Origin of the sequence: Pannonibacter sp. I15F10I1 (assembly GCF_900185665.1) — a bacterium.
In the GTDB taxonomy this organism is placed as follows: domain Bacteria; phylum Pseudomonadota; class Alphaproteobacteria; order Rhizobiales; family Stappiaceae; genus Pannonibacter; species Pannonibacter indicus.
In genome coordinates, this window is the sequence record NZ_FYAN01000026.1 from 432,118 (window position 1) to 444,832 (window position 12,715).

At 64.6% G+C, this 12,715-nt stretch carries 10 protein-coding genes; 5 read left to right on the top strand and 5 right to left on the bottom strand.

Annotation, left to right across the window (positions count from 1 at the left end; translation table 11 throughout):
• Positions 1 to 88: 88 nt before the first annotated feature.
• The 3 genes from hspQ to IF10I1_RS15245 form a co-directional block, all read right to left on the bottom strand.
• Positions 89 to 412 carry a heat shock protein HspQ gene (hspQ, locus tag IF10I1_RS15235; RefSeq protein WP_050471480.1) on the bottom strand — a complete coding sequence of 108 codons (324 nt, stop codon included), beginning with the start codon at positions 410 to 412 and terminating at the stop codon, positions 89 to 91.
• A gap of 103 nt (positions 413 to 515) precedes the next feature.
• Positions 516 to 1,562: a CoA ester lyase gene (locus IF10I1_RS15240; protein WP_186393426.1), complete on the bottom strand. Its 1,047-nt coding sequence runs from the start codon at positions 1,560 to 1,562 to the stop codon at positions 516 to 518.
• Positions 1,563 to 1,652: 90 nt separating this feature from the next.
• Complete coding sequence (locus IF10I1_RS15245; protein ID WP_208977422.1) at positions 1,653 to 2,537, bottom strand: lysophospholipid acyltransferase family protein; 885 nt, start codon at positions 2,535 to 2,537, stop codon at positions 1,653 to 1,655.
• Between the two features lie 241 nt (positions 2,538 to 2,778).
• On the opposite strand from IF10I1_RS15245, the gene IF10I1_RS15250 reads away from it, so the two are divergent.
• On the top strand, positions 2,779 to 3,723 hold the full coding sequence (locus IF10I1_RS15250) for an AEC family transporter (RefSeq protein WP_019966523.1): 945 nt from the start codon (positions 2,779 to 2,781) through the stop codon (positions 3,721 to 3,723).
• Positions 3,724 to 4,211: 488 nt separating this feature from the next.
• Here IF10I1_RS15250 and IF10I1_RS15255 read toward each other — a convergent pair whose 3' ends face one another.
• A complete protein-coding gene (locus IF10I1_RS15255; RefSeq protein WP_186393428.1) occupies positions 4,212 to 6,083 on the bottom strand; it encodes an ABC-F family ATP-binding cassette domain-containing protein in 1,872 nt (623 codons plus the stop codon).
• A gap of 249 nt (positions 6,084 to 6,332) precedes the next feature.
• Here IF10I1_RS15255 and ndk point away from each other — a divergent pair, with 249 nt between their 5' ends.
• The 3 genes from ndk to IF10I1_RS15270 all read left to right on the top strand — a co-directional run bounded on the left by ndk (position 6,333) and on the right by IF10I1_RS15270 (position 10,066).
• Positions 6,333 to 6,755 carry a nucleoside-diphosphate kinase gene (ndk, locus tag IF10I1_RS15260; RefSeq protein WP_094461759.1) on the top strand — a complete coding sequence of 141 codons (423 nt, stop codon included), beginning with the start codon at positions 6,333 to 6,335 and terminating at the stop codon, positions 6,753 to 6,755.
• Between the two features lie 203 nt (positions 6,756 to 6,958).
• On the top strand, positions 6,959 to 9,280 hold the full coding sequence (locus tag IF10I1_RS15265; RefSeq protein WP_186415501.1) for a hypothetical protein: 2,322 nt from the start codon (positions 6,959 to 6,961) through the stop codon (positions 9,278 to 9,280).
• Positions 9,281 to 9,517: 237 nt separating this feature from the next.
• Positions 9,518 to 10,066: a GNAT family N-acetyltransferase gene (locus IF10I1_RS15270; RefSeq protein WP_186393430.1), complete on the top strand. Its 549-nt coding sequence runs from the start codon at positions 9,518 to 9,520 to the stop codon at positions 10,064 to 10,066.
• On the opposite strand, the gene IF10I1_RS15275 is transcribed toward IF10I1_RS15270, so the two are convergent.
• Positions 10,047 to 10,925, bottom strand: coding sequence for a LysR family transcriptional regulator (locus IF10I1_RS15275; protein WP_186424554.1), 879 nt, complete (start codon positions 10,923 to 10,925; stop codon positions 10,047 to 10,049). The genes IF10I1_RS15270 and IF10I1_RS15275 overlap by 20 nt on opposite strands.
• Before the next feature lie 171 nt (positions 10,926 to 11,096).
• Here IF10I1_RS15275 and IF10I1_RS15280 point away from each other — a divergent pair, with 171 nt between their 5' ends.
• Positions 11,097 to 12,620, top strand: coding sequence for an MFS transporter (locus IF10I1_RS15280; RefSeq protein ID WP_186393432.1), 1,524 nt, complete (start codon positions 11,097 to 11,099; stop codon positions 12,618 to 12,620).
• Positions 12,621 to 12,715: the final 95 nt, after the last annotated feature.

The following is a 12,715-nucleotide window of genomic DNA, read 5'->3' on the forward strand; positions in this document are numbered from 1 at the left end:
ATGAACACGAAACGCCGCGCGGGAAACCGGGCGGCGTTTTCATTTGGGCCTTGCAGATGCCGCAAGCGAGCCGGGCACGCCAGCCTGCCTAGTGCAGGCCGGTCGAGCGCGGCAGATAGGAGCCGTCATCCTGCTCTTCGAAGATTTCCTCGATCTGCGGATGGCGCACCGGTTCGCCCGTGTTGTCCGGCACGAGGTTCTGCTCGGACACATAGGCGACATATTCGGTTTCCTCGTTTTCCGCGAGGAGATGATAGAAGGGCTGATCGCGGCTCGGGCGGACATCCTCGGGGATGGCGTTCCACCATTCCTCGGTGTTGGAAAAGGTCGGATCCACATCGAAGATCACTCCCCGGAAGGGATAGACCTTGTGGCGGACGACCTGTCCGATCTTGAATTTTGCCGTACGCATGACTGTCACCGTGGCTTGAACCGGCGGAGACGCCCCATGGTGTGGAGGGGCACGATGCGGCGTCAGCGCGCGGTGAAGACTTTCCCTTATAATAGGGAACCGTCTAGAGTCCGTAAACCTCTGCAAACTTGGTGTCGCGCGCCGCAACAAGGCGTGCAAGGTCAACAATCACCTTGGCCTGTTTCCAGGTGGCATCATCCTGCATCTTGCCGTCGATCATCACGGCGCCGCTGCCGTCGGGCATGGCGTCCAGAATCCGGCGCGCAAAGGCGACTTCCGCCGGGTCCGGGCTGAACACGGTCTTGGCTATGTCCACCTGAGACGGATGCAGCGACCAGGCCCCAAGGCAGCCCATCAGGAAGGCATTGCGGAACTGGGCCTCGCAGGCCGCCGGATCGGAAAAGTCGCCGAAGGGGCCATAAAAAGCCTTGAGGCCGGCGGACATGCAGGCATCGACCATGCGGGCCACCGTATAGTGCCATGGGTCCTGCTGCATGCGGGCGCGGAGCACGCCGCTGCCGTCCTCATCCGCCAGCACCGCATAGCCGGGATGGCCGCCACCGACGCGGGTCGTTTTCATGCCGCGCGAGGCGGCAAGGTCCGCCGGTCCGAGGCTCATGCCGTGCATGCGCGGAGAGGCCGTGGCAATGGCCTCCACATTCTTCACCCCCTCAGCCGTTTCCAGAATGGCATGAATGAGGATCGGCTTCGTCAGGCCCGCGCGGGCTTCAAGCTGGGCCAGCAGCTGATCGAGATAATGGATGTCCCAGGGGCCTTCGACCTTCGGCAGCATCACCACGTCGAGCTTGTGCCCCACGGCCGGAATGATCTCCAGCATATCGTCGAGGAACCAGGGGCTGTTGAGGCAATTGACACGGGTCCACAAGCCCGTGCTGCCGAAGTCATTCGCCCTGGCCATTTCGATGAAGCCATGCCGGGCTGCCGTCTTGGCATCGGCGGGGATGGCGTCTTCCAGATTGCCGAGGATCACATCCACCTGCGAAATGAGATCCGGGATCTTGGCACGGATCTTTTCCAGATGCGGCGGCACGAAATGGATCATGCGCTCCAGCCGCACCGGCAGATCGCGGAAGGGCGCCGGCGCGCCAATGGCAAGCGGGGCATAAAAGGCGCGTGGTGTCTTCGTCATGCTGCGGCTCCTCCGGTCCTCATGACCCACAGCTATAGCATCATGGTGCGGAGCAGCAATTCACCGAAAGACGGAAGCGCAAGCAGCGGATCAATCCGCCCACTTGCGGTGGATCCACATCCATTGCTCCGGCACTTCGCGGATCCATGCCTCGAACTGGGCATGGATGGCGGCAGTCGTCGCCAGAATATCGGCCTCTTTATCACCATCCGACGCCGGATCGATGCAGATGCCCTCGATGCGGAAGCGGGCGCCTTCCAGCCGCACCACGCGGCCAATGACGATCGGCACGCCGCAGGCGCGGGCGAGGGTGGCCGGCACCGGCGTCGCATAGGCCTCCCGCCCGAAGAACGGCACTTTGACGCCGCGCCGCTCGCGCAGGTCCGCCATCAGCGCAAAGACGCCGCCGGAGCGCAGGATGGACAGCAGCTTGCGCGCCGTCTGATGCCCCTTGGAATAGAGCCCGAGCGGATAGAGCGTGCCGCGCAGGCTGCGCAGCAAGGCGTCGGAATAGGGGTTCTTCAACGCCTGATAGACGCCGGCCATCGGCAGGCCGCGCTGGAAGGCGGGCGTCACGCAAAGTTCCCAGCAGGCCGAATGCATCGACACGAAGACGCAAGGGCCTGCGCCATTGAGGATGGCATCGGTGCGCGCGTCCACCTGCAGCTCGAAACGGCTTTCATCGCGGATCATCCGGTCGATCTGGAAGGTTTCGGCGGTCACCCGGCCGAGATTGTCCCACATGCCGTCGATGATCTGGCGGCGTTCTGACGCCGTCAGCTCCGGCATGGCCAGTTCCAGATGCTTCAGTGCCCGCTTGTGGCGCTTGTTGAGCGGGGCAAGCTTGCGCCACAGAAAGCCCATGGCAGCCGACGCCCGGTCCACCGGCACGAGGCGGAACAGGAACACAACAGCGGCCAGAACGGCCCATTCAGCCTTCAGTGCGAGAGTGCGGAATGGGGAGCGCGGGGTCATGGGCAGCGGTCGGATCCGGGTCATGGCCGGCAGGGCATGCACGTATGGCACATGTGTCCGGCCGGCGCGTCACATAGCCAGAGGGTTCATTGACCGTCTGGCGCGAACAGGTTAGGCGTGGATTACCCAAGCCACATGCCGGTTGCAAGCGGCAGATCCTCTGACGCTGTGCATTCCTCACCCTGTCTTGGCCCCTCACGTCTTGGCCCCGAAGTCTTGGCCAAAGGTCCCGGATCCTGCCATGCAAGATGTCATCGCGCTCGCCTTTCCCTTCTTCGGCCTGATTTTTCTGGGCTTCGGAGCGGGCAAGCTCAGCAAGATTCCGCCGTCCGGCATGGCGTGGATGAATTTCTTCATCATCTATATCGCGCTGCCGGCCCTGTTCTTCCGCCTCCTGTCGGAGACGCCGGTGGAACAGCTGACCGACCTCAGCTACGTGGCTGCGACCACCTTCGTCACCTACACGGTCTTTGCCATCTGCTTCTGCATCGGCGTGCTGGCGACCAAGGGCAGCATCCCCGAATCCACCATCATGGCCATCGGCGGCTCCTATTCCAACGTCGGCTACATGGGGCCGGGCCTGACCATGGCGGTGCTGGGACCGGCCGCCACCGTGCCTACCGCCTTTGTCCTGTGCTTCGACAACACGCTGATGTTCATCCTGGCGCCGCTGATGATGGCCATGGCCGGAACGGAAAAAGAGCATCTGTCGCAGACCATGAAGAAGGTGGCGGTGCGTGTCTTCACCCATCCCTTCATTCTGGCGACGATCGCGGGTGTCGGCGCCGCCTTCATCGGCTTCAAGCCGCCGCAGGGGCTTGATACCATGCTGAAATTCCTCAGCGGCGCGGCAGCCCCTTGCGCGCTCTTTGCCATGGGCGTGACCGTGGCGCAGCGCCCCATCGAAAAGGTGCCGCTGGAACTGCCGGTCATTCTGGCGGTGAAGCTGATCCTGCACCCGGTGCTGGTCTATCTGATGCTCACCTGGGTCGGCGGCTTTGATCCGGTCTGGATCGCCACCGCCGTCCTGATGGCCTGCCTGCCGCCCGCCACGAATGTCTTCGTCATCGCGCAGCAGTATCAGGTCTACGTCAACCGCGCCTCCAGCCTCGTCATGATCGGCACCATGGCATCCGTGGTGACGGTGACGGGCGTGATCTGGGCCATCCAGCACGGGTGGCTTTAGGGGGATTTGCCTCTCCACCGTCATTCAGGACGCGCCTGCGCAATCCAGGGCCGCTGAGGCAAAGCCTGTAAGGCGGGAATAGCCTATCCGGTTGAGCTTGATCCCCGCCTTTCGCGGGGATGACAAGGTGAGAAGCTGTAGAACGATTGACGGCGCTGCGGTGAGGGACGCTCTGCCTTGCCCTTCACCGCAGCGTCGCCCCGGCCTTCGAGCCGGGGCCCACTCATTTGCAGAGGGATGCCGAAATTCTTCGCAAGTGAGACATAGATGGCCTGATGTGCCCGTTATGCCTTCGGCGTTTCAACGCGCCGCTCTGCAAGCGAGTGGTCCCCGGGTCTGCGCTCCGCTCCGCCCGGGGTGACACCGAATTTGCGGTTCGCCTGTGCTTCCCTGCGAGCAGTTGCAGTCATCGCTCCGCCCCAGCCTCAAATCTTAACAATGGGCCGGAGCCTGTGCGGCGGGCATGGTGCCTGCCGCAGGACGGCCATCTATCCCTCTTCCAGCTCCGCTGACAGCAGCAGCCATTCTTCTTCCGTGGTGACGAGCTTCTTTTCGATATAGGCCCGTTCCTTGGCGAATTTCGCCGCCCGCTCGGGATCGCGGGTGAAGAAGTCCGGTTCGGACATGGTGGCGTCCAGCATGACGATCTTGTCGGAAAGCCGCGCCATTTCCTTTTCCGCCGCCTCGATCTTCTTGCGCAAGGGTGCCTCGCGGGCGCGCCGTTCGGCGGCCTCGCGCCGCTTGTCCGTGGCGGAGGCCGCCTTGGCCTCGTCCTCGCGGGCCTTCTTCACCGCATCCGGCCCTTGCAGGATGTAGCGGCGGTAGTCTTCCATGTCGCCGTCGAAGGTGCTGACCTTGCCGTCGGCCACCAGCCACAGCCGGTCGGCGCAGGCTTCCACCAGATGCCGGTCGTGCGAGATCAGCACCACGGCGCCCTGAAACTCGTTCAGCGCCAGAACCAGCGCCTCGCGGCTGTCGATGTCGAGGTGGTTGGTCGGCTCGTCGAGGATGATCAGGTTCGGCCCATCGAATGTGGCAAGGCCGAGCAGCAGCCGCGCCTTTTCGCCGCCCGAGAGATCCTTGGCCGGTGTTTCCATCCGGTCGGTCGGCAGGCCGAAGCGGGCGACGCGGGCGCGCACCTGCGCTTCGGCAGCCTGCGGCATCAGCATGCGCACATGCTGGACGGCGCTTTCGTTCGGGCGCAGTTCATCCAGCTGATGCTGGGCGAAGAAGGCGATCTTCAGCTTGGTGGCGCTGGTCACCTCGCCGGACAGCGCTGCCAGACGGCCGGAAATCAGCTTGGCGAAGGTGGACTTGCCGTTGCCGTTGGAGCCGAGCAGGGCGATGCGGTCCTCGGTGTCGATGTTGAGCGTCAGGCGCGACAGCACCGGCTTGCCGTCATAGCCCACCGAGACATTTTCCAGTTTCAGGATTGGCGGCGACAGGCGCCCCTGCGGATCGGGGAAATGGATCGGCCGGCCGCTTTCCTCGGTCAGCGCGGCGATGGGCTCCATCTTCTCCAGCATCTTCAAGCGGGACTGGGCCTGCCGGGCCTTGGTGGCCTTGGCGCGGAACCGGTCGACGAAGGCCTGCATGTGCTTGCGCTGCGCGTCCTGCTTTTCCTTGGCCTTCTGCTGCAGCATCATGGTCTCGCGCCGCTGCCGGTCGAAGCTGTCATAGCCGCCGCGGTAGAAGGTCAGCTTGCCCCGGTCCAGATGCACGATGGAATCAACCGCCTTATTGAGGAGGTCGCGGTCGTGCGAGATCAGCAGCACCTGATGCGGATAGCGTGCCACATAGCTTTCCAGCCACAGCGTGCCTTCCAGATCGAGATAGTTGGTCGGCTCGTCCAGCAGCAGCAGATCCGGTTCGGAGAAGAGCACCGCCGCCAGCGCCACGCGCATGCGCCAGCCGCCGGAAAAGGCCGAGCAGGGCCGCTTCTGCGCCTCCGCATCAAAGCCAAGGCCGTGCAGAATGGCGGAAGCCCGGGCCTCTGCCGTGTGGGCGGAAATATCGGCAAGGCGGGTGTGGATGGCGGCGATCCGGTCCGGATCCTTCGCCGTTTCCGCTTCTGCCATCAGGGAGGCGCGCTCTGTGTCAGCGGCCAGCACCACTTCAATCAGGCTTTCCTCCGTGCCCGGTGCTTCCTGCGCCACCTGGCCGATGCGGGCAAGGCGCGGCACGCTGACGGAGCCGCCTTCACTCGTCAGATCGCCGGTGATCAGCTTGAACAGGGTGGATTTGCCCGCGCCATTGCGGCCCACAAGGCCGGTCTTGCTGCGGGCGGGCAGGGTGACGCTGGCATTGTCGATGAGGAGACGGCCGCCGATGCGATAAGTGAGGTCTGAAATCTGCAACATGGGCGGATCTTTGGGCGAGCTTGGCCCGCATTGCAAGAGGGCAACGTGCGGCCAGCGTGTTTGCGCAAGGGCCCCATGTCTTTCGCGCCGCCCCCCTTGCGGGGCGCGCGAGGCAAAGCTATAGGAACGGCCAAGTTTCCGCGCCCGTCAGCCGATGGGGCGCAGCGCAACGCGGCCGCTCCCAAAGGGCGGCCTTCACACACTTCACCGCCGCATGCGCGGCACCCGTATTTTTAAAGGATGAGACCAATGGCCATCGAACGCACTTTCTCCATGATCAAGCCGGACGCCACGAAGCGCAACCTGACCGGCGCCATCACCGCCAAGCTCGAAGAAGCCGGCCTGCGCGTCGTTGCTTCCAAGCGCGTGTGGATGAGCCAGCGTCAGGCTGAAGCCTTCTACGCCGTCCACAAGGACCGTCCGTTCTTCGGCGAACTGACCGAGTTCATGTCCTCCGGCCCGACCATCGTGCAGGTTCTGGAAGGCGAGAACGCCATTGCCAAGAACCGCGAAGTGATGGGCGCCACCAACCCGGCCAATGCTGACGAAGGCACCATCCGCAAGCTCTTCGCCCTGTCCATCGGCGAAAACTCCGTGCACGGCTCCGACGCTCCGGAAACCGCTGCCGAAGAAATCGCCTTCTGGTTCGCCGGTCACGAAATCGTCGGCTGATCTGCCTGACATTTCCGGAAACGCGGAAAGGCCGGCCTCGCAAGAGGCTGGCCTTTTTGCTTGCCGGCAGACCGTCCGTCCCGTGAAAAACGGAGCTTCAAAACATCGCGGTACGGGCCGTTTTCACGCAAGGCCCCGATTGATAGTGCGCCCCTCATATGCTCAACTCCTGCGTGAGCATGACAGCAGGCAGGGGGCGCCGCATGGTAGTGTTCGAATGTCTGGCACAGGTGTGGACCATTCTGGCTCGTGAAGTCGGGGCAGGCGTGATCGCCGCCCTTGCCGTTTACACTGTCACTTTTCTGGTCATGCGCGGCACGCTGGCCAGCGGCTTTGGCCTGATGCAGCTCTTCTGCGACCAGCGCGCCCATGAAGAGGCGATCCGCAGGCGCGGGTTCTGGCGGCTGTATCTGAGCCCTGCCTTCACCGCGACGCTGCTGCTGTTCATCTGGATTGGCGTGGCGCTCTATCTGACCCGGATCCTGCCCGTTGCGCTGGAGCGGGATGTGGGCACCTCTGTCCGTGCGGCCTTGCATGCCGGGCAAATGCCCTATGGTGTCCTCATCTGGCTGGTGTCTGGCACCATCGCAGCCGTCTGGGCGCGCCCGCCGGACACTCCCTGGCAGCCGGGAGAGCCGTTCCGCCGGTTCGCCGGGGCGGCCATTGGTTTTGCGGTCACGCTCGCGGTTCTCTACCTCTATCTTCCGGCCTTGGACCCGTTGTTTGCCAGCCGTGAGGCGGGACCTCAGCTGGCCCTTGCCGTGCTGGTGCTGGTGGCCTTCGTCGGAGCGGAGAGCCTGAGGCTGCAGACCTGCGCGGCCTGGTTCCTGCTGCTGCTTCTGGTGACGGCGCTGGTGGCGCTGGCCTCCGCCTTTGATGCGCTGGTCCTGACCCTCGGCCTTGCCGCTGGGATCGGGGTTCTGGCGTGGCGCATGCCCGTATTCCGCTTGCGCATTCCCGGTCTTGACTACTCCGGCGAGCTGCCGGATCCCTCAAATCCCGGACAGGACGGCTCTGTCTGGGCTGACCGCCCTGAACCGCCAGCATTGCTGGCGCCGGAAGCCGTTCTGGCTGCCTGGGCCGCGCGGCTCGGAGCAGAAAATCCGGCAAGCCAGGATGGAGATGCGGGGCAGAAGACGGATGATCCGGAACCCCTGAAGCCCAAGCTCGTGCTGCTGGCAACGTCAGGCGGCGCCTACCGGGCTGGCTTCTGGACAGCGGCCGTGCTCGACGGCCTCAGCCGTCATGACCCTTTGTTTCCGGGGGCGGCCGCGGAGGCTGGCAAGGGGCAGGGGACGCAGAGCAATGTGCAACTGCCCGGTTTCATGAATGCCATCCGCTTCATCACTGGGGCTTCGGGCGGCATGGTGGCGGGTGCTTACCTGACCGAACAGACCTCGAAGGCGGCACAGGGGCTGCCCGTCCGCCCGGTGGCCCGGATGATCGAGGACGACATTGCCGCCTGGCAGCAGCAACAGCCGCCGCAGGCGCCTCCCGGCATGCGCTATCCCGCAAGGGAAGGCGTGATCGTGCCGCGTGACAGCATTTCACCGGTGGCGCGGCAGATGGTGCGGGACGTGGGCGCAGGCCTGCTGCCGCGCGTGCGGCGGGCCGACAGGGGGCGTGTGCTGGAGGCCCAGTGGGGCACGCTGCGCCTTCCCTTCAACGGCTGGAGGGAGGAGGAGCGGCAAGGCCTCAGGCCCTCCGTCGTCTTCTCGCCCATGCTGGTGGAAACCGGCGCGCCGCTGTTCATTTCCAATCTCGACCTTCTGGAAATGCGCAAGCATTTCGCGGCGGAGGATCCGGATGTGCATTCGGCGGAGATGTTCCGCGTCTACCCATACGCACAGGTGGGCGGATCCGGGGAGGAGGGACATGCCGTCCGCACGGGCAAGCGGGGCAAGGATGAGTTCACCGTTGCCACGGCTGTGCGTCTCAGCGCCACCTTTCCCTATGTCTCGCCGGCCGTATCCCTGCCCGCGATGCCGCAGCGGCGGGTGGTGGACGCAGGCTATTACGACAATTACGGCGTGATGGCCGCCACGGGCCTCATCAATGCACGAGCCGTGCGCAACTGGGTGGTGCGCAACACGTCCGGCGTGCTGATCGTCAATGTCAGGGCCTTTCCCGATCAGGATCGGGCGAAGCCGGCCAGCGCCCTTGCGCGCCTGTTCTGGTGGCTGACCAGCCCGCTGGAAGGCGTGTTCAATGCGCGCGGCTCATCCCAGACCATCCGTAACCGGGACATGCTGCGCATGACCCGCGACCTTTATGGCCTTGCCCTGCAAGAGGCCAATCCGGGCGTCACGCCGCCAAAGCCCTGGCGGGAGATCGGTCAGGATTTCGTCACCATCGCCAACTTTACCTTCGATGATCCAACCACCATGTCCTGGTTCCTCATCGACAGCGACTACACCCGCCTGCAGGCAGAGGCCGAACGCGATACAGCCGCCACGAACCCCACTGTGCAGCGCATAGCCGAATTCTGGCAGCGTAACCCTCTGGCTTTCCTGAAGGGGGAATAGCTTGAAAGATGGGACGGCGAGATCCAGAACGATGTGGGTTTGCCAGGCTTGGCGCCGTTCCATGAAAGCTCTGACAAGGGATCTGATCGCCGAGCTGCCTGCCCGGACGTGCGGCTGCAGGCGCTGACAGCATTCTTATCATTGAACTTCAGGGACAAAGCCCCACCTGCGGGGCGGTGCTGCAGTGGCCCGGCCGGGCAGAGCGGCACCGGACAGACGTTTGACCATGGAGTTTTCATGCAGCCGATTGAAACGGCCCGGTTGATCATCCGCAATTTCCGCCGCAGCGATGGCGAAGGGCTCTATGCCTATCTGCGCGAGCCGGTGGCAAGCTGCTTCCTGTCGATGCGGCTGGAGAGCCTTGAGGCCTCCGAAGCGGAGGCCGGAAAACGCGGCCTGGATGACGAGTATCTCGCGGTTGCCCTCAAGGAGACCGGCGCACTGATCGGCGATGTCTTCGCCATGCAGGAAGAGGACACCTGGTCCGTGGGCTGGAACTTCAACCCCGCCTATGGCGGCGCAGGCTATGCGCTGGAGGCGGCGCGGGCGCTCTTCACCCATCTCTTCACCACCTGCAAGGCCCGCCGGGTCTATGCCTATGTGGAAGACCACAACATGGCCTCGCAGCGCCTGTGCGAAAAGCTGGGCATGCGCAAGGAAGGCCTGTTTCTGGACTACATCAGCTTCCGCAAGGATGCAGCGGGCAATCCGGTCTATGAGAACACGTTCCAGTTCGCCCTGCTGCACAAGGAGTGGGTGAGAGGCCTCACGCTGCCGGAAGGCTGATCTGCCGGGTGCTGTTGCGGCGGTGTTCGCTGAACACCGCCGTGATGGCGCGCAGGGTTTCGCGGGTTCTGGCGTCGGTCAGCGACGAATGCAGCACGATGGACTGCGAGGGGATCGGCGGCAGGTTCAGCGCTTCGCTGACTTCCACCATGTCAGCCGTCGCCAGGCGGCAGGGGAAGGCGGCCACCGCCAGCCCGGCGGACAGCGCCGCAATGACGGCCGTGGTGCCGCCGACAAAGACCTCCACCCAGGGAATGCCCGCCCCGTTGAGCAGATGCACCGCCACTTCGCGGACCGTGCAGACCGACGGATGGCTGGCAATCCGCAAGGGCTCGCCCGCGTGATGCTCGAAGGCCGGCGAGGCATACCAGCCGAAATGCTCGGGGCCCAGCACCTCGCCATCGCGGCGGCCATCATCGCTGCGGGCGATTACCGCATCCAGCGCACCATTTTCGAAGGAGTCGATCAGCACCCGGGAATTGTCGACGATCACCTCCACCGTCAGGCAGGGATCGAGCGATTTGAGCCGGGCCAGCAGCGCCGGCACCTCCGGCCCCATGACATGGGCGGCGATGCCCAGCCGGAAGCGGCGGCGCTCGGCCGAAAGAGCCGCGAGCGCCCGTTCATGGGCCGCCAGAAACTCCCTTGCAGGCGCCAGAAAGGTTTCCCCCTGTGCCGACAGGCGTACCTGCCGGGGCGTGCGCTCGATCAGCTTCTTGCCGAGCCGCTCCTCCAGCCGCTTCAGCTTCACGCTGACTGCCCCCTGCGTCGAGCCGAGCGCCACCGCCGCACGGGTGAAGCTCTGAAGATCGGCGATCATCACGAAGGCCCGGACGGCCTCGACCTCAAGCGCGCTCATCTATCCAAATCCGTTATCTCTGATATGCCCTGCCATGCGATTGCCAAATGATCATAGCTCCTGCATTCCTGCAAGTGAACCTTACCGCCGCACAAAGTGGATCAGCCGGGCAGCGCATGCTGCCAGCGGCAACGAACCCGCTTGCGCGGCATTCAACTGCAGGGTCAGACAATGAAATCAGCCACCTCATCCGGAAACAGCTTCGCGCTGGCCGCCGTGTGTCTTTCGGCGCTCATGCTGGGGCTGGAGATCACCAGCATTCCGTCCATTCTTCCCACGCTCGAGCATGTTTTACCGGCGGACTTCCGCCAGCTGCAATGGATCATGAACGGCTATACCATCGCCATGTGCGCGGTTCTGATGGCCATGGGCGCCCTGGGCGACCGGTTCGGCCGCAAGCGCATCTTCATCGCCGGTGTCGCCGTTTTCGGCGTGGCCTCGCTCGTCTGCGGGCTTGCCACCAGCGCCCCGCTGCTTATCGCGGCGCGGTTCCTGCAAGGCTTCGCCGCCGCCGCCATGCTCGCCTGTCAGGTGGCGGTGCTGTCGCATCAGTTCCCGGACGGCGCGGGCCGGGGCAGGGCCTTTGGCTGGTGGGGCATCATCTTCGGGATCGGCCTCGGCTTTGGCCCCATCGCCGGGGGCGGCATCATCACGCTGGCCAGCTGGGAATGGGTGTTTCTCATCCATGTGGGCCTTGCCGCTCTCACCGTGCTGTTTGCCCTCAAGGGCGTTGAGGAATCACGCGATCCCCACGCGGTGCAGATCGACCTTGGCGGCATGATCACCCTGTCGCTGGCGGTGCTCGGCATCGTCTATCTGATCACGCAAGGGGAGCAGCCGGGGCTGGACAATCCGGAGGGCCTTGCCATCCTGTCGGCCTGCATCGTTAGCCTTGGTCTCTTCGTTCTGATCGAGACGCGCATCGCCCGGCCGATGTTCGACTTTGCCGCCCTGCGGATCCGCAGCTTCTCCGGCGCGCTGCTCGGCTCCTGCGGCATGAATTTCAGCTTCTGGCCCTTCGTCATCTATCTGCCGATCTATCTGCAGGCCGTGCTCGGATATGATGCCATCGGCGCCGGGCTGACCGTGCTGGCCTATACCGTGCCGACGATCCTGGTGCCGCCGCTGGCCGAAAAGCTGCTGCTGCGCCGCGGCCCCGGCATGGTCATCCCCCTTGGGCTTTTCCTGACCGGCGCCGGGTTCCTGCTGCTGCATCTGGCTGTCGTCAGCGGGGAGGCGGGCTGGCTGACGCTGCTGCCCGGCTGCGCCGTTGCCGGGATCGGCCTTGGCTTCACCAACACGCCGGTCACCAACACTGCAACCGCCGCCGTGCCGCCGGAGCGGGCCGGCATGGCTTCGGGCATGGACATGAGCGCAAGGTTCATTTCGCTCGCCGTCAACATCGCGGTCATGGGGCTGATCCTGTGGAGCGGCGTCCACGCCCATCTGGCTAACGCCTTCACCGGAGCGCCCGCTGACGGCGTGCTGGCGGGTCTTGCTGGCGCCGTATCCGCCGGAAATCTCGCCGCCGCCAGCGGTCACGGCCTCTCCCTTGCGGAGGCCCGGGGCGCCCTGACACAGGGCACCGGCTGGGTCACGCTCTACGGCGCCATCGCCGCCTGGTGCTTCGCCGGCCTCTCACTCCTCACCTTCGCCAGCCGCAAAACATTCCCGGCAGATGCCTGCCTGAGGTGACAGGAACGAGAAAAGCCGCTGGCGGATTTCCGCCGGCGGCTGTTTCCTGCAGAAGGGTGTCATGCGGCAGGCAGCTGGCGCCGTTGCCAGTCTCC

What these genes read in the sequence shown, in the direction of transcription:
- IF10I1_RS15270 (WP_186393430.1), top strand. Translation starts at nt 9,518, where the DNA reads ATGCAGCCGATTGAAACGGCCCGGTTGATCATCCGCAATTTCCGCCGC.
- ndk (WP_094461759.1), top strand. Translation starts at nt 6,333, where the DNA reads ATGGCCATCGAACGCACTTTCTCCATGATCAAGCCGGACGCCACGAAG.
- IF10I1_RS15240 (WP_186393426.1), bottom strand. Translation starts at nt 1,562, where the DNA reads ATGACGAAGACACCACGCGCCTTTTATGCCCCGCTTGCCATTGGCGCG.
- IF10I1_RS15275 (WP_186424554.1), bottom strand. Translation starts at nt 10,925, where the DNA reads ATGAGCGCGCTTGAGGTCGAGGCCGTCCGGGCCTTCGTGATGATCGCC.
- IF10I1_RS15265 (WP_186415501.1), top strand. Translation starts at nt 6,959, where the DNA reads ATGGTAGTGTTCGAATGTCTGGCACAGGTGTGGACCATTCTGGCTCGT.
- IF10I1_RS15250 (WP_019966523.1), top strand. Translation starts at nt 2,779, where the DNA reads ATGCAAGATGTCATCGCGCTCGCCTTTCCCTTCTTCGGCCTGATTTTT.
- IF10I1_RS15255 (WP_186393428.1), bottom strand. Translation starts at nt 6,083, where the DNA reads ATGTTGCAGATTTCAGACCTCACTTATCGCATCGGCGGCCGTCTCCTC.
- hspQ (WP_050471480.1), bottom strand. Translation starts at nt 412, where the DNA reads ATGCGTACGGCAAAATTCAAGATCGGACAGGTCGTCCGCCACAAGGTC.
- IF10I1_RS15245 (WP_208977422.1), bottom strand. Translation starts at nt 2,537, where the DNA reads ATGACCCCGCGCTCCCCATTCCGCACTCTCGCACTGAAGGCTGAATGG.
- IF10I1_RS15280 (WP_186393432.1), top strand. Translation starts at nt 11,097, where the DNA reads ATGAAATCAGCCACCTCATCCGGAAACAGCTTCGCGCTGGCCGCCGTG.